The 26,283-nt window shown below is 73.0% G+C and carries 19 protein-coding genes; 8 read left to right on the top strand and 11 right to left on the bottom strand.

The genetic code is table 11. The features are described from left to right. Positions 1-252 precede the first annotated feature (252 nt). Genes accD through E4T13_RS18165 form a run of 3 tightly spaced genes read left to right on the top strand, consistent with a single transcriptional unit; the run spans position 253 to position 2,974 of the window. Entirely contained in the window at positions 253-1,188 is a 936-nt protein-coding gene (gene accD, locus E4T13_RS18155; protein ID WP_137179686.1) for an acetyl-CoA carboxylase, carboxyltransferase subunit beta, read from the top strand. Beyond that, entirely contained in the window at positions 1,188-2,474 is a 1,287-nt protein-coding gene (locus E4T13_RS18160; protein ID WP_137179687.1) for a folylpolyglutamate synthase/dihydrofolate synthase family protein, read from the top strand. The genes accD and E4T13_RS18160 overlap by 1 nt, the downstream gene beginning before the upstream one ends. 59 nt (positions 2,475-2,533) lie before the next feature. Then, complete coding sequence (locus E4T13_RS18165; RefSeq protein ID WP_137179688.1) at positions 2,534-2,974, top strand: hypothetical protein; 441 nt, start codon at positions 2,534-2,536, stop codon at positions 2,972-2,974. A 203-nt stretch (positions 2,975-3,177) separates the two neighbouring features. On the opposite strand, the gene trxA is transcribed toward E4T13_RS18165, so the two are convergent. The 6 genes from trxA to tsaE all read right to left on the bottom strand — a co-directional run bounded on the left by trxA (position 3,178) and on the right by tsaE (position 12,640). Beyond that, the gene (gene trxA, locus E4T13_RS18170) at positions 3,178-3,507 is read right to left on the bottom strand and encodes a thioredoxin TrxA (RefSeq protein WP_137179689.1); all 330 of its coding nucleotides are present in this window, start codon (positions 3,505-3,507) and stop codon (positions 3,178-3,180) included. Between the two features lie 128 nt (positions 3,508-3,635). Beyond that, on the bottom strand, positions 3,636-7,112 hold the full coding sequence (gene addA, locus E4T13_RS18175; protein WP_137180024.1) for a double-strand break repair helicase AddA: 3,477 nt from the start codon (positions 7,110-7,112) through the stop codon (positions 3,636-3,638). Between the two features lie 277 nt (positions 7,113-7,389). Continuing rightward, a complete protein-coding gene (addB, locus tag E4T13_RS18180; RefSeq protein ID WP_137179690.1) occupies positions 7,390-10,452 on the bottom strand; it encodes a double-strand break repair protein AddB in 3,063 nt (1,020 codons plus the stop codon). A gap of 12 nt (positions 10,453-10,464) precedes the next feature. Continuing rightward, entirely contained in the window at positions 10,465-11,196 is a 732-nt protein-coding gene (locus tag E4T13_RS18185) for a nucleotidyltransferase family protein (RefSeq protein ID WP_137179691.1), read from the bottom strand. Continuing rightward, positions 11,193-12,185, bottom strand: coding sequence for an aminoglycoside phosphotransferase family protein (locus E4T13_RS18190; protein WP_137179692.1), 993 nt, complete (start codon positions 12,183-12,185; stop codon positions 11,193-11,195). Before E4T13_RS18190 ends, E4T13_RS18185 begins: the two co-directional genes overlap by 4 nt. Continuing rightward, positions 12,182-12,640, bottom strand: coding sequence for a tRNA (adenosine(37)-N6)-threonylcarbamoyltransferase complex ATPase subunit type 1 TsaE (gene tsaE, locus E4T13_RS18195; protein ID WP_137179693.1), 459 nt, complete (start codon positions 12,638-12,640; stop codon positions 12,182-12,184). Before tsaE ends, E4T13_RS18190 begins: the two co-directional genes overlap by 4 nt. A gap of 130 nt (positions 12,641-12,770) precedes the next feature. Between tsaE and E4T13_RS18200 the strand changes: the two genes are divergently transcribed. Further along, a complete protein-coding gene (locus E4T13_RS18200) occupies positions 12,771-13,790 on the top strand; it encodes an NAD(P)/FAD-dependent oxidoreductase (RefSeq protein ID WP_137179694.1) in 1,020 nt (339 codons plus the stop codon). A 48-nt stretch (positions 13,791-13,838) separates the two neighbouring features. On the opposite strand, the gene E4T13_RS18205 is transcribed toward E4T13_RS18200, so the two are convergent. From E4T13_RS18205 to E4T13_RS18230, 5 genes are all read right to left on the bottom strand, one after another. Then, complete coding sequence (locus tag E4T13_RS18205; protein ID WP_137179695.1) at positions 13,839-14,804, bottom strand: peptidoglycan-binding protein; 966 nt, start codon at positions 14,802-14,804, stop codon at positions 13,839-13,841. Beyond that, positions 14,804-15,475, bottom strand: a complete 672-nt coding sequence (locus tag E4T13_RS18210) for a hypothetical protein (RefSeq protein WP_137179696.1) — start codon at positions 15,473-15,475, stop codon at positions 14,804-14,806. Before E4T13_RS18210 ends, E4T13_RS18205 begins: the two co-directional genes overlap by 1 nt. Beyond that, on the bottom strand, positions 15,475-17,253 hold the full coding sequence (locus tag E4T13_RS18215; RefSeq protein WP_170985064.1) for a hypothetical protein: 1,779 nt from the start codon (positions 17,251-17,253) through the stop codon (positions 15,475-15,477). Before E4T13_RS18215 ends, E4T13_RS18210 begins: the two co-directional genes overlap by 1 nt. A 120-nt stretch (positions 17,254-17,373) precedes the next feature. Beyond that, positions 17,374-17,700: a hypothetical protein gene (locus E4T13_RS18225; RefSeq protein ID WP_137179699.1), complete on the bottom strand. Its 327-nt coding sequence runs from the start codon at positions 17,698-17,700 to the stop codon at positions 17,374-17,376. Positions 17,701-17,781: 81 nt separating this feature from the next. Continuing rightward, positions 17,782-22,446, bottom strand: coding sequence for a filamentous hemagglutinin N-terminal domain-containing protein (locus E4T13_RS18230; protein WP_170985065.1), 4,665 nt, complete (start codon positions 22,444-22,446; stop codon positions 17,782-17,784). Between the two features lie 126 nt (positions 22,447-22,572). On the opposite strand from E4T13_RS18230, the gene E4T13_RS18235 reads away from it, so the two are divergent. From E4T13_RS18235 to E4T13_RS18250, 4 genes are read left to right on the top strand one after another with little or no spacing between them, the layout of a single operon-like run. After that, positions 22,573-23,253 carry a GntR family transcriptional regulator gene (locus E4T13_RS18235; RefSeq protein WP_137179701.1) on the top strand — a complete coding sequence of 227 codons (681 nt, stop codon included), beginning with the start codon at positions 22,573-22,575 and terminating at the stop codon, positions 23,251-23,253. Further along, positions 23,244-24,332 carry an isocitrate/isopropylmalate dehydrogenase family protein gene (locus E4T13_RS18240; RefSeq protein ID WP_137179702.1) on the top strand — a complete coding sequence of 363 codons (1,089 nt, stop codon included), beginning with the start codon at positions 23,244-23,246 and terminating at the stop codon, positions 24,330-24,332. The genes E4T13_RS18235 and E4T13_RS18240 overlap by 10 nt, the downstream gene beginning before the upstream one ends. 58 nt (positions 24,333-24,390) lie before the next feature. After that, on the top strand, positions 24,391-25,062 hold the full coding sequence (locus tag E4T13_RS18245; protein WP_137179703.1) for a nitroreductase: 672 nt from the start codon (positions 24,391-24,393) through the stop codon (positions 25,060-25,062). After that, entirely contained in the window at positions 25,059-26,276 is a 1,218-nt protein-coding gene (locus E4T13_RS18250; RefSeq protein WP_137179704.1) for an MFS transporter, read from the top strand. Before E4T13_RS18245 ends, E4T13_RS18250 begins: the two co-directional genes overlap by 4 nt. Positions 26,277-26,283 lie beyond the last annotated feature (7 nt).

The raw sequence follows: 26,283 nt of genomic DNA on the forward strand, positions 1-26,283 counted from the left end.
CGTGAGGGGATCTGGACAGGGCTCGTATGCCATATCCATCCAATACGCGCAACCAGAGGTTATTTTTGAGATGGTTTTGTAGCGTCTTGCTGCCCTGCTCCACACGCATGGCGCGTTGTTCGCGCCTTTCACCGGCGCCGCCTTGCACCCGGCCCTCACTCCCGCCTAGACGGACGCGCCGTGCTTGGCGTCGCGCATCCGGCGCAGCCGGGCGGGGCAGGAACGCGCCGCAGGATCGCGGCAGGGATTGCGATGAACTGGATCACCGACTGGGCGCTGCCGAAGATCAAGGGTCTGATCGGCGGGCCGCGCGAAGTGCCGGACAACCTCTGGCACAAATGCCCCGCCTGCGAGCAGATGATCTTCCACCGCGACCTCGAGCGGAACCTGCATGTCTGCCCGAGCTGCGGGCACCACATGCGGCTGTCGGCGCAGGGCCGGATGAAGGCGACGCTCGATGAGGGCTGGTCGCGCATCGAGCTGCCGAAGGCACCGGCCGATCCGCTGCGCTTCCGCGACCAGCGCCGCTATTCCGAACGACTGAAGGACGCCCAGGCGAAGACCGCGATGGACGACGCGGTGGTCGTGGCGCAGGGCACCATCGAGGGCCGGCGCGTGGTCGTCGCGGCCTTCGAGTTCTCCTTCCTCGGCGGCTCCATGGGTGCTGGCGTTGGCGAGGCGCTGGTGACGGCGGCCAAGCTCGCCGTGCTGCAGGACGCGCCGCTGATCGTCTTCACCGCCTCCGGCGGCGCGCGCATGCAGGAAGGCACGATCAGCCTGATGCAGATGCCGCGCACCGTCATCGCGACGCGGCTGGTGAAGGAAGCCGGGCTGCCCTTCATCGTCGTGCTCTGCGACCCGACCACGGGCGGCGTCACGGCGAGCTTCGCGATGCTCGGCGACATCCAGATCGCCGAGCCCGGCGCGCTGATCGGCTTCGCCGGCGCGCGGGTGATCGAGCAGACCGTGCGGGAGAAGCTGCCGGAAGGCTTCCAGCGCGCCGAATACCTGCTGGAGCACGGCATCCTCGACATGGTGGTGAAGCGCCACGACATGCGCGCGACGCTGGCGCGCCTGATCTCCCTGCTGCGGGAGAAGCTGCCGCCGCCCCTGCCCGAGCCGGAGCCGGAACTGCCGGCGCTGCCCGCGCCCGAACCCGCCGAGGCCACGGAGCCGAAGCCGGCCTGATGGGTGTTCCCGCTTCCCGCTCGGAAGCCATCATCGAGCGCCTGCACGCGCTGCATCCGAAGCTGATCGACCTCAGCCTCGGCCGCATGCAGCGCTGCCTGGATGCGCTGGGCAATCCCGAACGCCGACTGCCGCCGGTGATCCATGTGGCGGGCACCAATGGCAAGGGCTCGACCTGCGCCTTCCTGCGCGCCGTCGCGGAAGCCGCGGGGCAGCGCGTGCATGTCTATACCTCGCCGCATCTGGTCCGCTTCCACGAGCGCATCCGGCTGGCGGGCGAGCTGGTCAGCGAACAGGCGCTGTCCGACGCGCTGGAACATGTCGAGCGCGTCAATGCGGGCGCGCCGATCACGGTGTTCGAGATCACCACCGCCGTCGCGCTGCACCTGTTCGCGACGGTGCCGGCCGACCTGCTGGTGCTGGAAGTCGGCCTGGGCGGCCGCTTCGACGCGACCAACGTGATCGAAGCGCCGGTCGCCGCCGCGATCACCTCGATCTCCATGGACCACATGGATTTCCTGGGCGACACGCTGGAAAAAATCGCGTTCGAGAAGGCCGGGATCATCAAGCCGGGCGTGCACTGCGCCACCGGGTTGCAGGAGCCGGAGGCGCTGGCCGTGATCGCGGAGGTCGCCAAGACGCAGGGCGCCCCGCTGCTGGCGCGCGGGCGGGATTGGCAGGTCGAGGCGACGGCGGGCGGGCTGTGCTGGCAGGATGGGCGCGGCGCCGTCGCGCTGCCGCGCCCGGCCCTGCCCGGCCCACATCAGGCGGACAATGCCGGCATCGCGCTGGCGGCCCTGCGCGCCTGGGATCCGCCCTGGCTGACGGAAGCCGCGATGCAGGCGGGCCTGGCGCGCGCCGAATGGCCGGCCCGCATGCAGCGCCTGACGGGCCGCCTCGCCGCGCTGCTACCGAGCGGTTGGGAACTGTGGCTGGATGGTGGGCACAATGCCGGCGCCGGCGTCGCCATCGCCGCGCATCTGGCGGATAACTTCGCGGACCGGCCGGCCCATCTGCTGGTGGGGATGAAGGGCGGCAAGCAATCCGCGGAGTTCCTGGCCTCGATCCTCCCGCATGCCGCGACGCTGTGGGCGGTGCAGGAGCCGGGGCAGCATCTCGCCATGCCGGTCGAGGCGATCATCGCCGCGAGCCACGGCGCCGCGCGCGCCGGCGGCACGGTCGCGCAGGCGCTCCGCGCGCTGCCGAAGGACGGTCCGCCGGCGCGCGTGCTGATCTGCGGGAGCCTCTACCTGGCCGGCGAGGTGCTGAAGCTGGACGCGGCTTGACCTCCATCAGGTCGCGCCGGGGCTGAAGCGGCTATGCTATTGGCGGAATGGAGGTGCCCATGACGCTGACCGTCGCAGATCTCTTTGCCCGTCGCGCTGCCGAAGCCGCGCGCAAGCGGGCCGAGGCCGAAGCCGCCGCCGAGACCGCCCGGGCCGAACGCGCCGCCTATGCCGAGAAGGTGATGAGCTACAAGCTCACCGAGGAGGACGAGGCGCGCGCCATGGCGAAGATCGCCAGGGCCTTCGAGGATGGCGAGCGCGAGGTGATGCTGGCGCATTTCCCCTCCTCGCTCTGCGGGGACAGCGGGCGCCGCATCAACAACCAGCTCGAAGGCTGGCAGGAAACGCTGCCGGGCGCCTTCCACGACGTCTATCGCTGGTGGGAGACCAAGCTGAAGCCCGGCGGCTTCGGTTTCGCCGCCCGCGTCATCAGCTATCCGAACGGCATGCCCGGCGAGGTCGGCATCTTCGTGACCTGGCCGAAGGACCTGGAGGCGTAGGCGAGACCGCGCCGGGCGGACGGCTACGGCGCCAGCCGACGCATGCGGCCGTCGCGCAGGCGGATACGGCGGTCGAAGAGCAGCCTTTCCTCGGCAGAGGGGAAGGCAGGCCGCGAGGGCGATCGGCAGCCGGCGCGTCGTGCGCCGCAGATGGTGGCGCGGCGGGCCAGCGGAAGGCGCCGGCCGCGCCGTGCGGCGCCGCCTCAGCCGAGCTGGCTGGCGACCCAGTCCTTCAGCGCGCTCTTCGGCAGGGCGCCGACCTTCGTGCCTACGGGCTTGCCGTCCTTGAACAGGATCATCGTGGGGATGCCGCGCACCGCATAGTCGTTCGGCGTCATCGGGTTGTCGTCGATGTTGACCTTCGCGATGGTCAGCTTGCCCTCATACTCCTTGGCGATCTCGTCGAGGATCGGGGCCACCATCCTGCAGGGGCCGCACCACTCGGCCCAGAAATCCACCAGCACCGGGCCGGAGGATTCGAGCACGTCCTGCCTGAAGCTGTCGTCGGTCACAGCCTTGGTGAGTTCGCTCATCATCTGTCTCCATCGGCCGGCCCAGGGGGGAGTGTCCGGGGGGTGTCTCGGGACGACCAGGCTCGCGGCAAGATCGTGGCGGGATCACGCCCGGTCAAGCAAGCGCCGTCGCAGGCGGCCGCAGGGCCTCATGCGCCAGGAGCATGGCTATCCAAAAGGTCGCCGGGCAAACGCATGAGTCGCGCGCCGTAGGTCCAGACCAGGGCGCAGTCCACCGCGCGGCCCGGAAAGGCCAGGCGCAGCACGGCGCGGTAGGCGGCCATCTGCCGGAGATAGATCGGCGGGACCGCGTCAAGGGTGCGCGGGGGCGGGCGGTTGGTCTTGTAGTCCAGAACCAGGACGCGGTCCGCCGCGACCAGCAGGCGGTCCACCTGGCCGCTGACCAGCCGTTGGCCGAGCCGCCCGGCGATGGGCGCCTCCGCCAGGCTGCCGGGACCGAGGGCTGCGGCGAGGTCGGGCTCGGCGAGCAGTGCCAGAACTTCCGCCAGGGTTTCCGCCTGTTCGGCCTGGCTCAGCCCGTGGCCCGGGCGGGCGAGGAAGGCGCGCGCGGCGGCCGGCCTTGTCGCCGGGTCCTGCTCCGGCAGGTGCTGCAGCAGGGCATGCACCAGGCGGCCGCGGCGGAAGCGCCGGCCGGTGGGATCGGTGCTGCCATGCGGCGCGGCGGCGGGCGTCTCGTCCTCGGCCGGCACGGCGGAGGGGGCCAGCACCGCGGCGCCCGCCTCGGCCGGGGCGGGGACCAGCGCCCAGGCCGGGAGGTCGGCGGCGGCGGGTGGTGGGGCATCGCGGCCATCCGGCTTCGGTGCCGCCGTCTGTTCGCAGTCCAGGCGCAGCAGCGACGGGCCGGCGAAGCGGCAATCCGGCGGCGCGCCGAACCCGCCGGGCGCAAGAGGCAGTTCCGCGGCGGGGAGGCGGCCAAAGCCCTGCGCCACCAGATCGTACCAGCACCCTTCCGGCCAGGCCCTGTCCTTCGGCCGGCGGCGCTGCCAGCCGCAGACCAGCAGCCGGTCCTCGGCGCGGGTCAGCGCGACATAGAGCAGGCGATGCTCCTCCTCCGCCCTTGCGCGCTTCTCGGCCTCCAGCAGGTCGGTGTAGGCGGGCGCATGCGCCTCCTTGCGCGGCGCCCACAGCGGGATCGGCGCGGCGCCGCCCATGTGCCACCGCACGGAGCGGTCGTCGCGGTCGCGGTTCACCGTGTCCGGCAGGATCACCACGGGCGATTGCAGGCCCTTGGCGTTGTGCACGGTCATCACGCGCACGGCGTCCGCCGCGCCTTCCTGCTCCCGCTTGATCTCCGCCCCACCGCGGCGCAGCCACTGCACGAAGCCCTGCAGGCTCGGCGGGTGGCGCCGCTCATGGTCCAGCGCGGCGTTGAGCAACTCGTCCAGCGGGTCGGCGGCATCGGGGCCGAGCCGCGCGAGCAGCCTTTCGCGCCCGCGATGCTCGCCCAGCACCTCTGCCAGCAGCGTGTGCGGCGTGACGAGATCGGCGCGGCCCATCAGCCGCGCGAGCCAGTCCGCCGCGCGGCCTTCCGGCGTATCGCGCCCGCGTTCCTGCGCGAGGCGCGCCCACAGGCTGCCGATGCGGCCCTGCGCGAGGGCGAACAACTGGTCCTCGTCGAAGCCGATCAGCGGCGACTTCAACAGCGCGGCGAGTTGCAGGTCGTCTTCCGGCAGCAGCAGCACATCGGCCAGCGCCAGCATGTCCTGCACGGCGATCTGCTCGACCAGGCGCAACCGGTCGGCGCCGCCCACGGGCACGCCGCGTTCCTTCAGCGCCTTCAGCAGCCGCGGCACCAGGCCGCCGGTGCGCTTGCGCACCAGCACCAGGATGTCGCCAGGGCGCATCGCGCGGCCGCGCGCCGGCAGCATCTCGCCGCTGGCGAGCCAGTGCTGGATGCGCGCGGCGACGGCATCGGCCAGCATTGCGTCGGGGCCGGCGGTGCGGCTGGGCGCATCCGGCACGTCCCATTCGGGTGGCGGCTCGGTCTCCGCGGCGTCGAGCATCGGCCAGAGCTCGACGGCGCCGGCCTGGCCGATGCGGTCGGCGCGGTGTTCCAGCACGTCGTCGCCTTCCACCACGCCGGCGCGCGCGGCGCCGTCCGCGAAGACCGCATCCACCATCGCGAGGACCGGCGCAGTGGAGCGGAAGGAAACCTTGAGCTGCACGTCGCGCAGCTCCCCATGGATCGCCGCGCAGCGCTCCGCGAAGTGGCGCTTCCACCGCCCGAAGCCGGCGGCGTCGGCGCCCTGGAAGCCGTAGATGGACTGCTTCACGTCGCCGACGGCGAAGATGGTGCGCGTGACCGGCTCGCCCTTCCGCTCGCGGCCCTCGCCCGCGAAGAACTCGTCGGCCAGCGCGGCGGCGATGCCCCATTGCGCGGGGTTGCTGTCCTGCGCCTCGTCGAGCAGGACGTGTTCCAGCCCCCCATCGAGCTTGTAGAGCACCCAGGCGCTCCCGGGATCCTTCAGCACGCCCTCCGCCGCCAGGATCAGGTCGTCGTAATCCATCAGCCCGCGCGCGCGCTTGCGCGCGGCGTAGCCATCCAGCACGGGCTTGCCGAGGCCGAGCAGTGCGCGAGTTGCGGCGAGCAGGCGGCAGGCGCGGCGGCTGCCCTCGATCTGCACCAGTCTTTCGCCCTCGGCCTGCAGGATGGCGAGGCATTCCGCCTGGCGCGCGCCGATCTCCTTGGTGCCGAGGCGCGCGCGCACGGTGCCCTTGTCGGTGAGGAAGATCTCGCACCAGTCGTCCCATTGGGCAGAGCGCGCCACGCCATCCAGTTCCAGCCATGCGAGCAGCTTCGCGCCGCGCGCCTGGTCATTGGCGTTGCGGCTGGCCTGCAACAGGCGGGCCGCGGCGAGGATGTCGCTGGCGGCCGACTGCGCCGCCTCCTCGATAAGCGCCGCTTCGTGCGCGGTGGTTGCGAGCCCGAGCAGCCCGGCGATGGCGGCGCAGAGGCCATCCAGGGTGCCAGCCCCGCGCAGCGCCGCAGCTAGCCTGACGCGGTCGCGCGTGAGCGCCTTCACCAGGTCGGCGAAGGCGTTGGGTGGCACCAGCGCGGCGAGCGCTTCCAGCGCCTCCTTCGGCGTCAGCGGTCCGGCCAGCACCTCCTCCTGCGCATCGGCCAGCAGGGCGGCGGCTTCGGAATCCTCCACCACGCCGAATTGCGGCGAGAGGCCCGCTTCCAGCGGGAAGGCGCGCAGCAGCGACTGGCAGAAGGCGTGGATCGTGCTGATGCGCATGCCGCCCGGCAGTTCCAGCACGTCGCAGAACAGCTTTCGCGCGCGCGTCAGGTCGTCGCGCGCCGGCGCCGTTCCGAGCAGCGCGGCGAGTTCCGCGGCCAGCTTCGATTCCGGCAGCACGGCCCAGGCGCCGAGCCGCGTCGCGAGCCGCGTCGCCATCTCCGCCGCCGCGGCCTTGGTGAAGGTGAGGCAGAGGATCGCATTCGGCCTTGCACCGGGCGCGAGCAGCAGGCGCAGCACGCGATCGGTCAGCACCTTGGTCTTGCCCGACCCCGCCGAGGCCGTCACCCAGGCCGAGGCCGCGGGGTCGGAGCCGCGGCCCTGCTCGTACTCGGCTTCCTGGCGGGGAGTTCGCAGCGCCGTCATCGATGCCACGCAAGACCCTCTCCTCTCCCCCCGACCGGGGGGAGAGGAACGCGCAGGCTTGGCGCGTAGCGCCTAGCCGGAGCCGGTGAGGGGGGCGCGCGCAGCGCTGGATCGGGACAGCGTGGAATGGCGCGCAAGATCGGTCTGCGTTTGGACAGGGGCGATGGTGCCAGCGCTTCGCGCGCCCCCCTCACCCAACCCTCTCCCCCCTCCAGGGGGAGAGGGAAAGAAAGACGGAGCGTCCCGCCCGGACCATCGCTGACGGATGCCACGCCGCTCATTCGCCGTCATCCTCCGCCGCCGCCCATTCCGCGATGCGCGAGAGATGGTCGTAGTCGCCGCCGCGCGGCGCGCGCAGCGGATGCGGGCGCGCCGTGAAGGGCGCCTCGCCCAGCAGGAACTTGTCCACGAGATCGCCGAGCCGCCGCAGCGAATCCTCTGCGAGGTCCGCGATCTCCTGCGCTTCCGTCTCCATCGGCTTGACCGTGCCCGGCTCCTGCCCGCCGGTGAGCTTCCAATAGGTCAGCTCCCGCACCGGCGCGGCCTTCACGCCAGAGAACACGCCGGCCTCCGCCATCGCGGCTTCCAGCGGCAGTTGCGGTGCGTCGCCATTGCGCAGCGAGGCCGGCTTCGGCGGCTCGCCGGTCTTGTAGTCCAGCACCGCGAGCTGGCCATTGGCGAAGCGGTCGATGCGGTCGGCGCGTGCGCGCAGCATGATCTCGCCGCGCGGACGCTTCAGCACATGCAGGCCCTCGCACTCCACGGCACTGGCGGCGATGCCGCTGTCGGCGCGGCGGGCGGCTTCCTGCTCGATCACGAACGCGCCGATCCGCGCCAGGCGCGGGCGCCAGAACGCCGCGAGGCCGGGGCGCGGCCCCTGGTCCTCAAGCGCCTCCGCCGCGGCCTGCTGCCAGATGGCGCGCGCGGCGTCGTCGCCGGGCCAGGCGCCGGCGCCAAGGCCGCGGATGAAGCGGGCAAGCGCGCCATGCACGATCTGCCCGTAGTCGATGGCGCCGACATCGGCGTCGAGATCGTCCAGCCGCCGCAGCCGCAGCATGCGCTTCGCGTAGAAGGCGTAGGGATCGGCCAGCAGGTCGGAGACTTCCGTCACGCTGATCTCGCGCGGACGCAGCGCGGCGGGCGGCGCGGGGCGCGGGCGCTCGACGGGGCGCACGACATCGGGACGGTCCAGCGCGGCCGCCCAGTGCGCCGCCTCGCTCTCCGCAAGCCGCAGGCCCTGGCCGGAGAGGAAGGTGCCGATGCGGGTGAGCCAGCGCGCCGGCACGGTCGGCGCGCCGCCACGCCGCGCGGCGCGCGAGAGCACCGCATCCGGCGCGGCGCAGGCGCTGAGAAAGAAATCTGCGCAGACGCGGCCGATGCGTGCCTCGGGCTCCGGCAGGCCGAACTGCTTGCGCATCGGGCGGCTCATCCAGGGGCCGGGATCGGTGGCCAGCGGCCACACCGTCTCGTCCAGCGCGCCGAGCACGACGCGATCGAAGGCGAGCAGCCGCGCTTCCAGCAGGCCGAGGATTTCGACACGCGGATGCGCCGCGGCGTCGCGGCCGCGCGCGCTGCGCCGGCTGCGCGCGGCGACGCCTTCCAGCGTTGCGTCGAACAGCGCGGGCCAGGCGCGCGGATCCACCGCCGGCAGCTCCGCCATCGCCACGGCGAGGTCCGCCAGATGCGTGGCCAGCAGCTCGCCCTCCTCGGCGGCGTAGAGGCGGATGCCACCGGGCTGCTCCGGCGTTGCGGCCAACGCCTCCGCCGCGGCGAGATGCGCCTGCAGCAGGTCCGCGGCCGGCCGCGCCGCGCCGGAGAGCCGGGCGAAGCCGTCCAGCGCGGACGACAGCGCGTCCAGCAGCGCGACGATGCGCGCCTGCACCGCGGCATCCTGCGCGGGCGAGGCCTCCGCTGCAGCGCGCAGCCCGGCCAGCCCCGCGGGCGGACGCGGGCCGCGCAGCACGCGGCGTTCCAGCAGGCGCAGCGCCGAAAGCCACTCGGCGCGGTCCATCCCCGCAGCGGCGAGCGGATGCTTCAACGCGGCGAGCAGCGGCACGGGCGCGAAATCCTCCGCGACCATGCGCGCGACCAGGCGCAGGAAGGCGCCGGTCGGCGTTGTGCCGAGCGGCTCGCCGGCGCTGTCGTCGGCCAGGATGCCGTGGCGCGTCAGCTCCGCCGAGACGCGCCGCGCCAGGTCGCGATCCGGCGTGACGAGCGCGGCGCGGCTGCCCGGCGTCTCCAGCGCCTCGCGCAGGAGCAGGGCGATGGCCACGGCCTCGGCCTGCCCATCGGGGGCGTGCAGCACGGAAAGGCCCTGCAGCCCGTCGCGCCAGGCTTCCGGCGCGGGCTGCGTCCATTCCTCCAGCGCCTCGGGCGGGCGCAGCGCGACCTCGATCAGGCGGGCGCGCGCTTCCGGGACGCGGCGCGCGGCGATCGCCGCGCAGCCCGGCCAGGGGCGGATGCGCGCGGCGTCCGCATCCATCGCCGTCAGCAGCCGCGCCTGGGAGGCGAAGGGATGCGTCGGCGCGGATTCCACATGCGGCCAGACGCGGCCGAGTGCCGCGCGATCCAGCCCGTGCAGCACCACCGCGCCCTGCGGCAGATCGGCGACGATGCGCAGCAGATCCACCGCGGCGGGGATGGTGCCGCCGATGCCGATGCCCGCGGCGATCACGGGATCGGCGGGCGGGTCGGCGCGCCACGCCTCCGCCTGCGCGCGCAGCGCCAGCACGCGGCGCAGCCCGATATCGAGCAGGTTGCGCTCGGTCAACCAGCCAGCCCACTGGCTGGCGACGCCGCGCAGGAAGGTGGTGGTGATCTGCCAGTGCACCGCCTGTTCCTGCGGCACCAGCGCTTCCAGCCGCGCGAGCCAGGCCTCCGCGAAGCGCAGCGGATCGGCGGCCTGGAGAAGGTCGGAATCCTTCTCCTCCAGCGCCACCTCGTCGAACAGGCGCGCGAGCTCGCCGGCGAGCTGCCAAGCCTGTTCGGGCGTGGTCGGGCCGCCATGGCGCGGCGGCAGGCGGATGACGAAGCCGGTCAGCACCGCCTGGCGCGTCAGCGGCTCGACCGCGGGCGGCAGGTCGAGCAGCGCGGGCAGGGCGAGCTCGTCCGCGTCCTCGGTGGAAAGGCCGGCCAGCGCGCGCATGCGCGGCAGCAGCAGCGCGTTTTCCCGCGCTTCGCGCAGAAAAGCGTCGCGCAGCGCGCGGGCGGAACGGCGCGTCGGCAGCAGGATCGTGGCGCGCGCCAGCGCCTCCGGCGGCGCGTCGCGCAGGTCCTGCAAGATGCCCGCGGCGAGGCAATCCAGGAACGGCAGGTGAGCCGGGATGTCGAACAGCCGCATGCGCTGCGACGCTCAGAACAGCGCCGGCAGGATGCCCGCGCGCAGCATGGTCTCGGCACGCGCGAGGTCGCGCGGCGTGGACAGGTGGAACCACGCGCCGTCATGCACCAGGCCATAGAGCCGGCCATTCTCCATCGCGCGGTCATAGACCAGGTTCAGCGAGAACGGCCCGTCCGGGGTGTCGGCGAACAGCGACGGCGAAAGAATCTGCACGCCGCCGAACAGGTAAGGCGCGATCTCGCGTTCCTTCGGGCGGCGCGCATGGCCCAGCGGGTCGAGCAGGAAATCGCCGCGCCCGGTCTCGCCATCCACATGCGCGGTGCGCACCAGCAGCAGCAGCGCGTCCATCTCCTCGGGCTCGAAGGCGGCTTCCATGCGGCGCAACGCGGAGTTCGGCCCGTCCAGCCAGAAGGCGTCGCCATTCACCACGACGAAGGGTGCCTGGCCGAGGCTCGGCAGCGCGGCCTTCACGCCGCCGCCGGTCTCGAGCAGGTCCGCCTCGCGCAGTACCGTGGGGGGCGGCGTGGCGCCATAGGCCTCGACGGCGTCGGCAATCTGATCGGCGAACCAATGCGCGTTCACCACGACGTTGCCGATGCCGGCGTCGCGGAGGCGGTCCATCGCGTGATGCAGCAGGGAACGTCCTTCGAGCGGCAGCAGCGGCTTCGGGCGGTCGTCGGTAAGCGGGCGCATGCGCGTGCCGAGACCGGCGGCGAGCACCATGGCGTGGGAGGGTGCGATCATGCCGGCTGTTCCTGGAGCGAGGCGGGATTGGCGCGCAGCGCATGCGGTACATGCGCATCGAGGAAGTCACGCAGCGGAAGCGTGGCGGGATGCGCCAGCGCGCGGTCCAGCAGCGCCCAGCAGCGCGGGCCATGGCGCAGGTAGTGCGGCTTGGAATCGCGTCGCGCCAGCCGCGTCCAGAGCGCCGCGACGCGCAGGTGCCGCTGCGCCGCATGCACCGCCATCGCCGCCATGAACTGCTGTTCGTCCAGGTCCGGCCGTGCGGCGAGGTAGCGCGCGATGGTCGCGGCGCGCACATCCGCCGGCACGTCGCGTCGCGCATCCTCGACCAGCGACACCAGGTCGTACGCCGGGTGGCCATAGGCCGCGTCCTGGAAGTCCAGGATGCCGACATGGCGCGGCTTCGCGCGGTCCAACGCCATCAGGTTCGCCGGGAAGAAGTCGCGATGCACGAAGCCGCGCGCGGCGAAGGGTGCGAGCATCGCCAGGATTGCGGTGCGGAAGGCGGCGCGCGCGGGGGCATCCGGCGGCGTGCCCAGCGCCTCCGGCCACCACCAGTCGAGGAAGGTCGCCGCCGCCGTCTCCGCCATGCGGTCCGCGCCCCAATCCGGCAGGCCTTCCGGCGGCGCCGCAGCGTGCAAGGCGGCCAGCGCCTCGGCGGCGGCGCGGTAGAGCGGCAGCGGATCGGCGCCCGCATCCAGGCACGTCGCCATCGTGTCGGCGCCGAGATCCTCGATGACCAGGAAGCCGCGTTCCGTATCCGCGGCGATGATCTCGGGCGCCGACAGGCCGATGCGCGAAAGGTGCCGCGCCACATGCAGGAAGGGCCGCACGTCTTCCTGCGGCGGGGGCGCATCCATCAGCAGCGCCGGACGCGGCCCGCCATGCAGCCGGACATAGCGGCGGAAGGAGGCGTCGGAGGGCAGCGCCTCGCCTCGCGCCGCGCCGAAGCCGGCCTCGCGCAGCAGCGCCTCCGCCCCCTCCCTCATGCCAGGCCCGCCAGGCGGCCGGTCCAGCCGGTGAGGGTTGCGATGCGCTCATCCTCCGCCGCGCCCGCCGCCAGCGCGACGGTCAGCGCGTCGGCCGGCGCGAGCGCGCCGAGTCGGTCGGGCCATTCCACCAGCACGATGCCCTCCCGCGCCTCGTCCCAGCCAAGCTCGGCCAGGTCGGCGGGGCCGTCGAGTCGCCACAGGTCGTAATGGTGCGCCGCCCTGCCGCCGGGCAGGTCGTAGCCCTGTACCAGCGTGAAGGTGGGCGAGGGCACCTCCAGCGCAGGGTCGCCGCTGGCGGCGCGCAGGAAGGCGCGGGCGAGGGTGCTTTTCCCGGCGCCGAGCGGGCCTTCCAGAAGGATGGCGTCGCCGGCGCGGGCGCGGGCGGCGAGGCGCGCGGCCAGCGCCTCGGTCGCCGCGGCGTCGGGCAGGTGGATCGTCACGGGAGCTTGCATGCCGGGTTCGCGGCGCAATCTGCCCCCGGCGGGCCAAGGGGCACAAGCGTTGGACGCAGGCGCGGGGTTCGCGGTTTGATCGCCACGCCGCCAGCCGCTACAGAACCGCGCTTTCGGCAAGGAATGGACGATGCCGGCCAGGGTAGAGACGGATGTCGCGATCATCGGCGCGGGCCCCGTGGGGCTCTTCGCGGTGTTCGAATGCGGCATGCTGCGGATGAAGACCGTCGTCATCGACGCGCTGGACGCGGCCGGTGGGCAGTGCAGCGCGCTCTATCCGGAGAAGCCGATCTTCGACATCCCCGCGCATCCCGAGATCGCGGCCGCCGACCTGATCTCGGCGCTGGAGAAGCAGGCGCGGCCCTTCAATCCGCTGATGCTGCTGTCGCGCCGGGTCGAGAGGATGACCCGAACCGATGGCGGCTTCGAGCTTGCGACCAGCGCAGGCGACACGATTGCCTGCAAGGCGGTGATCATCGCCGCCGGCGCCGGCGCCTTCGGCCCGAACCGCCCGCCGCTGGAGGGGCTGACCGCATACGAGGCGACGGGCGGCGTGCGCTACATGGTGACGCGGCGCGAGGATTTCCGGGCCAAGCGCGTGGTGATCGCCGGCGGCGGCGATTCGGCGGTGGACTGGGCGCTGTCGCTCAAGCAGATCGCGGCGAAGGTCACGGTGGTGCATCGCCGCGACAAGTTCCGCTGCGCACCCGAGAGCGCCGCGCAACTCAAGACCGCCGCGGAACGCGGCGAGATCGAGATGGCGATCCCGTATCAGCTGCACGGGCTGCAGGGCGAGGGCGGCGTCCTCGCGGCCGTGGAAGTGGCGACGTTGAAGGGCGAGGTGAAGGCGATCCCGGCGGATTTCCTGCTGCCCTTCTACGGGCTTTCCATGGAACTCGGCCCCATCGCGGAATGGGGGCTGCAGGTCGAGCACAAGCATGTGCAGGTGAACCCGGCGACCTGCGAGACGAACGTGCCCGGCGTGCACGCCATCGGTGACATCGCCACCTATCCCGGCAAGCTCAAGCTGATCCTGCAAGGCTTCTCCGAGGCCGCGATGGCCGCGCATGCGATCCATCCGCGCGTCTTCCCTGGCGAGGCGCTGCACTTCGAATACAGCACATCGAAAGGCCTGCCCGTGGCCGGCTGAGGTCCTGGATGGAGGGGGCCGGGGACGATCATCGTCCCCGGTTCGGCTTTACCGCTTCATCAGCCCGACGAAGCTCACGCCCGGCGCTGGGATGCTGTCCGCCCCGCTCTCCGCGATCGCGCGCATCGCCCCGGTGAAGTACCGCACGAAGCGGTCTGCGTGTTCGGAGGTGCCGATCGGGTATTGCGCCATGCGCCAGCGATTCGTTGCCGAGCCCTGGTAGCGCACGGAGCCTGCATTGTAGGCGCAGCAGACCAGCGGCGGGTCGAAGCGCGTCGCGCCGGCCTGGCGCCACATATAGGCCATGCCGGCGCGGATCGAGGTGCTGGGGTTCTCCAGCGCAGAGAGGCTCAGCGAGTCGTCGCCCAGCGCCTCCCGCGCGGTGGAGAGCAGGGTCTGCATCAGCCCGACCGAGACGCGGCGCGGCGTGCGGGACGGGTCCTCCAGGTCGCAGCCCGGCTCGAAGCGCTTGGCGTCGGCCCGGCCGCTCGATTCGGTGCAGATCGTCGCGATGGCGAGTTCCGCCGGCACCGGGAAGCGGGCGGAGGCGGTGGCGATGGCGTCCGCGTAGTCGCGCAGCACGCGCGCGGCGAGGTCGGCTTCGGGCTTGCGCGGCTCGGCCAACACGCCATCCACGTCCAGGCCGTGCGGCGTCAGGCGCCAGCGTATGCCATCGGGATAGCGCCCGTGCATCTCGCGCAGCGATGCGAGCGTCGCAGAGTCCAGCACGCTTTCGACGCCGATCTTCAGCGCGGCGCCCGGCTTGCCCTCGCCGGTCAGCGCGGTCCAGGTGACGGGGCCGAGCACGCCGTCCTCCACCAGGCCGCGGCGGCGCTGGAAGGCCTTCACCGCCTCCCGCGTGGCGGCGCCGAACAGGCCGTCGGGCTTCAGCCCGGCGCCGGCGCGGTCGTTCAGCAGGCGCTGCGCCCAGAACACCTCGTCGCCGCGCATCATCGGCTGGGTGAACCACCAGCTTCGGGTGAGTCTTGCGGGGGGAGCGGCCACCTCGGACATCAGGGGCACCTCGGGGTCTGGGCAGCGAGCTGGGTGGCGACGGCGGCGCGCCGCTGTCCGATGCGGTTGCCGAGCGGCGGCAGGCCCGGCGCCTCGGCCGCGCTGGCGGCCTGTTCACGTGCCTCGGCCAGGGCGGCGCAGCGCTCGGCGGCCGGGATGTCGCCGGACTGCACGCGGTTGAGCGTGACGCCTGCGGCGAAGTAGTCGGCATAGCCGTCGCCGGGGCCGCGCGGCGTGGTGCGCAGCGGCGCTATGGCGGCGAGGATGGCCGTATTGTCCGCCTGGCGCTGCGCGCCGATGGCGCGGTCGCGCTGGCGTTCCAGCGCATCGGCCAGGCGGACCGCGGTTTCCAGCCGCTCATCCGCCGTCGCGTCGGCCGGCATCAGCGCGCGGGCGCGGGTGAAGGACTGCACGGCGCAGTCCCGCCGCGCCGGACGCTGCGCCTCCGGCGTCGTCGGCGCCTCCGCCAGGCGGGCACAGGCGGCGCCGCGATGCAGCCACAGCGTGACGCAGGCGCGATCCGCGACGTCGCAGTCGAAGGGCCGGTCGGCCATGGCGTCGCTGCTGCCGGGGGGCGTGCGGCGCAACTCGCCGGCAAGCTGCACGGTCTCGCGCGAGGGCTGCTGGCACGCGGCGAGCAGCAGGATCAGCAGAAGGGCGGCGCGGCGCATCAGCCTGATCCTCCTTCGGCGGGGGCGGTGGAGGCCTGCTCGGCGGCGACGGTCTTGTCATCCGCCTCGGCCTTCGCGCCGCGCAGGAAGTCGGCCGCGGCGAGGCGGGAGGAAACCTGGGCGAGGGTGGCGGGATCCGCCTTGCCGAGCGCCTCGACCATGTAGACCATCCGCTCCAGCTCCGCGGCGACGCGGCTGTCCTGGCGGGCGCTGCGCACGGCGCCGGCCAGGGCCAGGGTGGAGACCTGCGCGCCGCCGACGGTGATCTGCTTGAGGTCGAGGCCCTGCAGCGCCGCCGCGCCGGTCATCGCGGCGCGGTAATCCTCGATCGCATCGGCCAGCGCGTCGGGCGCACCGGCGAAGCTGTTGCGCAGCAGGTCGGCGCCCGGGCCGGCCAGGCCGCCCAGCACCTGCTCGGCCTTTTCCCGCGCCGGCGTCACGCCGCTGCCGGGGGCGACGCCCACCACCTCCCACACGGCGAGGCAGAGCGCGGGCTCGATCGTGCCGCCGGGTGCCAGGCGCTGGGCCAGCAGCGGCGCGCGCATCAGCGCGGCGGTGGCGAGATCGCTGGTCATCACCTGCGGAAGCAGGCCGAGATCGAGCGGCGTATCCAGCATCGCCGCCTTCCAGCGATCGAATTTTTCCTTCTCTTTCACGAGTTGGAGTCCGCCGACGACGACTGCGGCGACCAGACCCGCGGGGCCGGCGACGGCGGCGCCACCGAAGACGCCGCCGAGCACATTGGCGATCGGCGCGCTCTGCTGCGCCACGCGGCCCACCGTGGCCATGGCGTCGGCGACGGCATTGCCGACCGGGCCGAGATCGCCCAGGTCGCGCAGCGCATTGCCGGCTTCCTCGGCAAGCTGGCCCATCGTCTCGGCATTCGCGTTGCCGCCGATGACCGGGCCGATGCGGGTCAGCAGCCCGTCCACGCGCGCAAGCGCCCGGTCGGCGCCGGCCACGGCGCCGGTGCCGACGCCAAGCGTGCCGGCCACGGCGATCAGGCTGCGCAGCGCCTGCAGCTTGCCCTGGGCATCGCGCAGGGTGGCGAGGCGTGATTGCTGTTCCGGCGTGCCGCCGCCGCCCACGCCGGCGACGACCACGGCCGTGCCGGCAGCGCTGCGTGCGGCTGCGCCGGCATCGGTGGCGGCGGCGCTGGCGGTGTCGGCTGCCTGGGTGGCGCGCTGCACCGCTTCCTGCGCGCCGTCGACGATGCGGCGCGACTGCTCGCTGTTGCGGGTGGCGAAGTAGAAGGTGATGACGGTGCCGATGAAGCCGGTCAGCGCCTCGCCGGAGCGCAGGCCCAGCGCGTCCTGGAATGCCAGCAGGACGAAGCCGAAGACGATGATGAAGACCGAGAGCAGCGCACGGATGGAGCCTTCCGGCACGCCGAGCGGCAGATCGAAGTAGCGGCCGGTGAGCGAGCTGGCTTCCGGCGCGAGTCCGTCCGGCGTCTTCGCCTGCGTCTCCTTCGCCAGATGCCGCAGCAGCAGCCAGGAGCCGTAGAGGAAGATGAGGAGGATGCCCGTGACGATCATCCAGGGCATCAGGCGCGTGGCCTGCGCAGCCGCGGTGGGGGCCAGCTTCGTCGTGGTCGGCTCGACACCCGCGGTGGCGGCGACGGGGGCCGGGGCGGCAGGCGTGAGGATGACCGGCGGCGCGGTGGGCGCGGGCGCCTGCACGTCCTGCGCCATGACCGGGGCCTGCGCCAGCAACAGGGGCATGGCGAGGAGCGCCCCACGGATCAGCCTTCCGGCACGCTTGCGCCATGCCTGCATGGGCCGCTCTCCCTCGCACTCGGACAGAGGCTAGGTCGGGCAACTCCATGAAATCAAGTTAGTTTTAGGATTTGTTCCCTATTAGTTCGGGAGTGTGGCTTTCCGGTCGCGCAATTGCGATCACGCCCGCTGCAACAAGCCGCGGATCCGCTCGACGTCCCCCGGCGGCACTGCCAGCCGCAGTTCCGCGCCGTCGATGGACGCTGCCTCGCGGTCGATGGGCGCGTCGCGCACAAGGCTCTCCAGCGCGAGCTTGGCCGCACCCGCATCGGCAAAGTGGCGACGCAGCGTGACGGCGCCGGGTACGGGCGCCGATGCCTCAAGGAGGACCTCGGCCGGCACGGCCCGGGCGGAGCCGCTGGCCATGCTGGCGGGCGGGTCGCTGGCCGGGAAGGTTTCCCGGACGGCCTCGTCCTGGCTGGCGTCGGGCTTGCGGTTGGCGGGCATTGTCGAGGTCCCCCGTTTGGTTGTCGCTCCGGTCTGAACGCGCGGGTCGGGGGAGGGTTCGGCAGAGATCCCGACGCCGGGTCACTCGACCTCGGCGATGGGGCGCAGCGGCCAGGCGACAGGCCAGGGCGCCCAGAGGGAGGGCGCGGGCGGGCGGCCTTCGATCGGCACCGGCGCCTCGCCGGTCCAGACGACGTCCCACAGGTCCACGCGCACCGGAACAAGCAGGATCGGCGGGCCCGCCAGGGTTGGCGGCGACGGGTCTGGGCCGGCGATGGGGGGCGGCGGCGGTTCCGGCGCAGGGCCAGGATCGGGACCGGGGCCGGGCTCGGGGCCAGGATCGGGGCTGGGGCCGGGTCCCGGCGGCGGCGTCTGCCCGCAACTGGCGGCACCCATCGGGCAGGCGTTGAAGAGATAGCCGGCTTCGCTGGTCGAGATGGTGACGAGGGCGGCAGCCTCCTCCCCGCCGACGCCGCCGACCACGCCCACCAGGAAGGCCGAGCCGCCCTGGCCCAGAACGCCGAGTCGCCCAGCTTCCAGCGTGCCGACGGAGGGGGCGCTGTCCAGCAGCAGGAACACCGGGGAGGCGCCGGCCTGGATGGCAAAGGCAGCGCCGCCGGCGGCGGCGCTGCGCGCGAGCCCGAAATCGGCAAGCTGCGTGGGCTGCTGCGCCGCGGGCAGGCCGGGGATGTCGGGCTGCACGAAGCCGGGGATGGCGGTGAGGCCGTCGGTGCGGCGGGTGTCCAGCATCAGCACCGGCAGGCGAGCGGGATCGCGCGGTTCCAGCAGGCTCGGCGCGCCCGCCTCGATGCCTGCGGGCGCGGCGAGCAACACGGCGCTGCCGGCCTGGAAGGTGGCGCCGTCCAGCCGCATCGCGCCGAGCGCCCTCAGCGTGATGCCCTCGCCGGAGATGCCGCCGGCGAGCGTGAGCGGCCCGTCGCTGGCCAGGGCGAAATCGGCGCCGGCATTGCCGGCGACGAGGCGCGGCACCTGGTTGCCGGCGCCGGCCAGCGCGACAGCGCCGGAGGCATGCACCTCGAGGGCGCCGGTGAGGCGCAGCGCCGCGCCGGAGGCGGCCTGGGCGACGTCGCCGGACAGGGCGACCAGCAGCGCCGGGCCGCTCGCCGAGACCGGCGCGAGCAGGCCGATGCTGTCGGCGGAGAGCGCGAGGCTGTCGCCGATCTCCAGCGCGCCGGTGACGGAGAGCGGACCGCCGGCGGCCAGGCGCAGCGCGCCGGCGCGGCCGGAGAGCGCGCCGACGCGATGGCTGGCGCTGTCCAGCAGCACGGCGCCGGCGACATCCAGGCCCAGCACCTCGGCACGCAGCGCGCCGCTTCCCTGGTCCAGGCCGCCGCCAAGGGTCAGGGTCACCTCGGGCGCGGCGATCAGGCTGGCGAGGGCAAGGGGAGCCGTGCCGGTGTCGCGCAGATGCCAGATGCCTGCGGCGCTGCCACCGACGGCGCCGAGACGGTTGGCGCCGTCGAGATCGACGCTGCCGAAGACGGAGCGCGCGGTGAGCCTCGGCGCCCTGATGACGCCGGCGGGCTGGCTCAACGTACCCGCGGCGATCAGGGTCATGGCGCCGCTGACCAGCAGGTCGCCCTCCAGCGTGAGCGGGCCGGAGGTGGAGAGGGCAAGGTCCCCGCCGATCCCGGCGCCGAGGAGGCGCGGCAATGCATTGCCCGGGCTTTCGAGAGTCGCGTTGCCGGCGATGTCGAGGCGCAGCGTGTCGGCCGCGAGGCTTGCGAAGGGAAGCTGCGAGAGGTCGCCGCCCGTCGTGAGGTCCAGCGCGGCGGTGGCGACGGGTTCGGTGAGGCGCAGCGCCGTCGTCGTCCGCAGGGTGAGGCCGCCCGGCGCGGCGACGGCGCCGAGTTCGCGGATGGCATTCGTCGCGGCGCCGAGCGTCACCTGGCCGCCGGAGTCGAGCGCGAGCAGGTCGGTCGCGATGCCCAGTGCCGCGGCGCCCTGGGCGATGGCGCCGCCGGCGCGCAGCGCAATCTCGGGCGCGGCGATGTCGTCCACGACCAGCGCGCCGTCGGTGCGAATGCGGAAGCTCGATCCCGCGTGGCCGGAGAGCGCGGCGATGGCGTTGCCTGCAGCGGCGAGGTTGACGCCATCCGTCGCCTCGGCACGCAGGGTGGAGGCGAGCAGCGTGCCGCCTTCCTGCGCGATGCCACCGGCGACGGTGCGCAGCGTCATATCCGCGGCGGCGAGTGGCGCGGCGAGACGGAGGGCGGCGGCGTCCAGCAGCAGGGCACTGCCGGCATCGAGGCTGCCCGTGACGTTGAGCGCCTGCGTGCTGGCCAGCGCGAAATCCTGCGCGGCGGAGGAGGCGCCGAGCGCGGCGATGGCGTTCGGTTCGGCGAGCCGCACCGACCCGGTCAGCGCATTCACGCGCAGGAACGTGGCCTCGATGCTGCTGCCGGGGTCCTGCAGCAGGCTGCCGGCCGGGGTCAGCGCGATATCGGGCGCGGTCAGGCGGCCGAGCAGCCGCAGCGTGCCGGCGGTGGCGAGGGAGAAGCCGGTGTCGGCTGCGCCCTCGCGCAGCGCGGCGACGGCGTTCAGCGGATCGTTCAGCGCGACACGGCCGCCGATGGCGCGCGCGGAGAGTTCGGGCGTGACGAGCAGCGCATCCGTCACCTGCGTCAGGTCACCCCAGGCGGCGAGGTCGATGCGCGCGGCGACGACCCGGCCTTCCAGCAGCAGCGAACGACCGGCATCCAGCACGAGATCGTCGCGCGCAGTGCCGGAAAGGCGCGAGACGTCGTTGGCACCGGCGTCCAGCCGGACGGAACCGCCGGGGGTCGTGACGTGAAGGCTACCGGCAAGCAGGCGGCCGGCCGCGCCTTGCGTCAGGTCGCCGCTGTCGAGGCCGAGGGTGACAGCCGCGCCGAGGCCATTCAGTACGCCGGCGATCTGCATCGGGCCGGCATTCCGCAGCGCGAGGCCGAAGGGTGCGGTGACGTCTCCAAGGGCGGCAATGCTATTTCCTGCGCCTTGCAGCGCGATGGCGCCGAAGGGCGAGTCCAGCGCGAGCATGCCGGCGCTGAGGCCGGCGCCGAAGCCTTGTTGCGTGACGCCGCCGAGCGCCGCGATCTCCAGCGTGCCGGTCGCCGACAGCGGCGCGTAGAGGGAGATCGCCCCGGGGGTGGACAGGCGCATCTCCGCCGCGCCGATCGGCGCATCCACGGAGAAGGCGAAGGCACTGGCCAAGTCATAGCGCGTGGCGGCGCCGCCGCCGTCGAGGGCGAGGATGCGGTTGCCGGCATGCGCCAGCCGCACCGCGCCGCCGAGGCTGGTCGCGGCCAGCGTGGTGACGTCCAGCGGCGCGGCCTGCGTGATGTCGCCGGCGGAGATCAGGCGCAGGTCGCCGAGGACCGTCAGCGGCGCATTGACAGCAATGCCCTCGCCGGGGGAGGCGGCGGGGTTGGTGGTGAGCAGCATCAGCGGTCCGGCATCGCGGTTGACCGCGGCCTCCACACGGATGCTGCGCTCGGCTTCCAGGATCAGCAGGCCGGGCGTCGTGTTGACGGTGGCGGCGGTGACTTCGGCGGGTTCGGTGGCGCCCGACAGCGTCTCGACGATGCGCAGCGTCTCGGGGTCGAGCAGGACGGTGCCGTCGCGGCCTGCGTCGAGCGACGCATCCAGCGCGAGGGCGGCGCGAGAGGAGATTTCGATGCGGCCGCCCGGCGTGCCGCGCGCACTGGCGCGACCGCGCATCTCCGTGCGCTGCGCGGCGTGGACGATGACCTCGCCACCGGGGCCGGCGCGGCCATCGGCGCGCAGCGTGGCGTTCGGCGCGACGGTGCTGCGGGCGGAGAGCTGCGTCGGCGCGCCGATGCGGCTGGCGGCGCCGGCGCCGATGGTCACGCGGCCGCCCTGCGCGCCGGAGGCATCGAGCAGCGCGCCGCCCGGCACCAGCACGCCGCCGCCGGGCGCGGTGGCCGTGATGGTGCCGGCGGTGATGCTGCCGCCGGCGCTGACGAGCGTCTCCAGCACGCCGGAGGCGGCCTGGGCGCTCAGCAGCACATGGCCGCCCTCGGCCTCGATCACGCCGGTGTTGGTGGCGAGCGCCGCGGCGCCGGATGGGGCGGCGCCGACCTGCCGCGTGACGTCGAAGGACAGCAGGCCGTCGCCGGCGAGATCCAGCGTGAAGGCCTCGGCGCCGGCGATGGCGACGCGGCCGAGGCGGGCGCGGATGGTGCCGGAATTGGCGGCGACGGGGCCGACCAGCGCGGCGAGGCCCTGCTCCCGCACGGTGATCGTGCCGCGATTCTCGACCCGTGCGCCGGGGCGCGGCGCGCGGTCGAAGGCCATGCGCCCGGCCATGAAGGCATTGTTCGTGGTGTCGGAGGCGGTCGCGATCAGCCCGGCCACGTCCACCTGGGCGCCCTGGTGGAAGACGATGCCGTTCGGGTTCACCAGCGCGACGCCGCCATTGGAGGTGAGGCGGCCGGCGATGGCGGAGGGATCGGGCCCGGTCACGCGCTGCAGCGACCAGGAGCCGGCATTGGGCTGCCGGATGTCCACCTGGTGCTGCGCGCCGATATCGAAGCCGCGCCATTCGATGACGGCGCGGTTGCTCGCCTGGTTCACCTGGGTGCGCGACGGCGTCTGGGTGATGCTGGCCTGGCCGGCGACGACGGCGCCGCCCTGCGGGCGCGCGTCGGGGGCCTGGGCACGGGCCGGCGCCGCGGCCAGCAGCGCCGTGGAGGCGAGCAGCAAGGTCTTCCGGGCGCGGCCCATGGCGTCTGTATGCCGTAAGGTTTTCTCAACCTCCAGTCGGAAGTTTCTGCCCATCTCTGCACGCAATGGATGCAGATCTGATCCGACTGCTTGTCGTGTGCGTCAACGCATGCATTGATGCGTGCAATGGCCGATGCGCTCCGCACGTCACGACCCACCGCTGCCGAGGTCGCCTATCAGCGCCTGCGGACGATGATCCTCGACAACCACCTGCCGCCCGGCGCGCAGTGGCTGGAAGCGGAGCTGGCGCTGGAGCTCGGCCTGTCGCGCACGCCCGTGCGGGAAGCGATGCTGCGGTTGCAGCAGGACGGGCTGGTTTCCGTCACGCCGCGTCACGGCATGCGCGTGGCGGCGATCTCGCCGGCGGACATGCGGGACATCTACGACGTGCTGGAGAGCCTGGAGCCGAAGGCGGCCGAGCTGCTCGCCCGGCGCAACCTGCCGGAAGCCGATCTGGCGCCGCTGCTCTCGGCCTGCGACGCAATGGAGACGGCGATCGCGCGGCAGGACCGCGCGGCCTGGGCGCAGGCCGACGAGGGATTCCACCGCGGCCTCGCGGAGCTCTGCGGCAACCGGCGCCTGGCGGCGATGGTGATGCAGGTGTGGGACCAGTCGCATCGCGCGCGGATGTTCACGCTGAACATGCGCCCGCTGCCCGAGCGCTCCACCGCCGAGCATCGCGCGACGCTGGACGCCATCCGCGCCGGCGACGCCGAGAGCGCGCGTGAGATGTATCGCCGGCACCGCCAGCGGGGCGGCGCCGAACTGATTGCCCTGATCGAACGGAGCGGATTGGCATGGCTGTGACCTCCAATGCGGTGCGGATCGCCGTGATGCCCGGGGACGGCATCGGCGTGGAGGTGACCGACGCCGCGATGGCCGTGCTGGGGAAGCTGGTGAAGCGCCACGGCCTTGGCCTCGCGACGGAGACGCTGCGCGCCGGCGCCTTCGCCTACCAGCAGGACGGCGCGGCCATGACGGAGGAGGTGTTCCGGCGCGCCGAGGCCGCCGACGCGATCCTGCTGGGCGCCATGGGCTGGCCGGGCATCCGCTATCCCGACGGGACGGAGATCGCGCCGCAGCTCGATCTGCGCTTCCGCCTGGGTCTCTACGCCGGCGTGCGGCCGATCCGCGCCATCCCCGGCGTGCCGCTGGCACTCGCGCATCCGCGCGCGAAGGAGATCGACCTCGTCATCCTGCGCGAGAGCACCGAAGGGCTGTTCTGGGCGCGCGGCCGCGGCGAGATCATCGAGGATCGCGAGGCGCGCGACACGATGGTGATCACGCGCGCCACCACGGAGCGACTGAGCCGGTTCGCCTTCCGCCTGGCGGAGCGGCGCGCGGCGCGGCTCGGCCGGCCGCAGAAGGTCACGCTGGTGGACAAGGCCAATGTCTTCACCTCGATGGCCTTCATGCGGAAGGTCTTTCGCGAGGTCGCGCAGGAATTCCCACAGGTGCCGTCGGGCGAGCACTACATCGACGCGATGGCGCTCGACCTGGTGCGCCGGCCCTGGGATTTCGACGTGCTGCCGATGGAGAACATGTTCGGCGACATCATCTCCGACCTGGGCGCGGGGCTGATCGGCGGGATGGGCTACGCGCCGAGCGCGGATGTCGGCGACACGCATGCGGTGTTCCAGCCGAGCCACGGCACCGGGCCCGACATCGCGGGCAAGGGCGTGGCCAATCCGACGGCGATGATCCTCTCGGCGGCGCTGATGCTGGACTGGCTCGGCACGCGCGGCGCGGGACAGGCCTGGACCGATGCGGCGGACGAGCTGGAGGCCGCCGTGGACGGCGCCTTCGCAAGCGGGCTGCGTACGGCGGAATTCGGCGGCGTGGGCACGGCCCAGGTGGCGAAGGCCGTGGCCGACCGGATCCCCTGATCTGGCGCCACCCGGCGCGCCGGGCCATGCTGGCGCACCGGGAAGGAACGGCGCGGCGATGGATGTGATCGAGGCGATGACGCAGCGGCGGAGCATCCGCGGCTTCCTGCCCGATCCCGTGCCGCGCGCCACTATCGAGGCGATCCTGGAAGCGGCCGCCCGCGCGCCGTCGGGTTCCAACATCCAGCCCTGGCATGTGCGGGTGACCACCGGCGCCGAGCAGGCGCGGCTTTCCGCCGCTCTGCGCGCCGCGCACGCCGCCGGGGAGCCGGCGGCCCGCGAATACCACTACTATCCGCGGCAATGGCGGGAGCCCTACCTGGCGCGGCGGCGCGCCACCGGATGGGGGCTGTATGGTTTGCTCGGCATCGGCAAGGGCGACCATGCGGCGACAAAGGCGCAGCATGCGCGCAACTACGACTTCTTTGGCGCGCCGGTCGGGCTGTTCTTCAGCATGGACCGGGACATGGAACTCGGCTCCTGGCTCGACTGCGGCATGTTCATCCAGAACGTGATGCTCGCCGCCCGTGGGCACGGGCTCGAGACCTGCGCGCAGGCGGCCTTCTGCGACTACCACGGGATCGTGGAGCGCGAACTCGGCCTGCCGAAGGAGCGCATCCTGATCTGCGGCATGTCGCTTGGCCGGCCCGATCCGGAGGAGCCGGCCAACCGGCTGGTGACGGCGCGCGAGCCGCTTTCCGCCTTCGTCACCTTCGGGCCGGAGGCATGAGTGACGCCCTGATCGATTCGCGTGCGGCCTGGCTGCGGCTTGCGGCGACGGTCGCGCTCGCGACGCTGGGCGGCGTGGGCATGTGGTCGGTGGTTGTCGCGTTGCCGCATGTGCAGGCGGAGTTCGGCGCGACGCGGGCCGGCGCGTCCTTGCCTTACACCCTCACCATGCTGGGTTTCGGCGCCGGCGGCATTCTCATGGGGCGCTTCGCGGACCGCTTCGGCGTGATGATCCCGCTGCTGGTCGCGGCGGTGATGCTCTGTGCCGGGTATGTCGCCGCGTCGCTGGCGCCGAGCCTAACGGTCTATGCGCTGGCGCAGGGGGTGCTGATCGGGATGCTGGGGGCATCCGCCTGCTTCGGGCCGCTGATGGCGGATGCGTCGCTTTGGTTCCGGCGGCGCCGCGGCATCGCGGTGGCGCTGGCGGCATCCGGCAACTACCTGGCGGGGGCGGTGTGGCCGCCGGTGCTCACGGCGTTGATCGGCGCCTATGGCTGGCGCAGCGCGCATCTGATGGTCGGGATCTTCTGCCTGGTGACGATGCTGCCGCTGGCGCTGCTGCTGCGCGCGCGGGCGCCGGGGCAGCGCGGCGGCGCGCCGGCAGCGGCAGGCGGCGCGGATCGGCCGCTCGGCCTGTCTCGCAACGGGCTGACGGTGGTGCTGTGCGCGGCCGGCGTTGCCTGCTGCGTGGCGATGGCAATGCCGCAGGTGCATATCGTCGCCTATTGCGGCGACCTCGGCTACGGCGTCGCGCGGGGGGCGGAGATGCTTTCGCTGATGCTGGCCTGCGGCATCGTCTCCCGCATCGTGTCGGGCTTCATCGCGGACCGCATCGGCGGGCTGCGCACGCTGCTGCTGGGATCGGTGGCGCAGGGATTGTCGCTTTCGCTCTTCCTGTTCTTCGACGGGATGGCCTCGCTCTATGTCCTGTCGGCGCTGTTCGGGCTGATGCAGGGCGGCATCGTGCCGTCCTATGCCGTGGTGGTGCGGGAGCATTTCCCGGCCGCCGAGGTCGGCATGCGCGTGGGCGTGGTGCTGTTCGCCACGCTGATCGGCATGGCCTTCGGAGGCTGGCTGTCCGGCCTGGTCTTCGATCTGACGGGCAGCTACTTCGCGGCGTTCCTCAATGGCGTGGCGTGGAATGCGGTGAACGTGGTCATCGTGACGACGCTGCTGTTGCGGGTGCGCGGCAGGCCGCGCCTGGCGGCGGCGTGACGCGCGC

The organism is Roseomonas sp. AR75, assembly GCF_005222815.1.
Taxonomy (GTDB): Bacteria; Pseudomonadota; Alphaproteobacteria; order Acetobacterales; family Acetobacteraceae; genus Falsiroseomonas.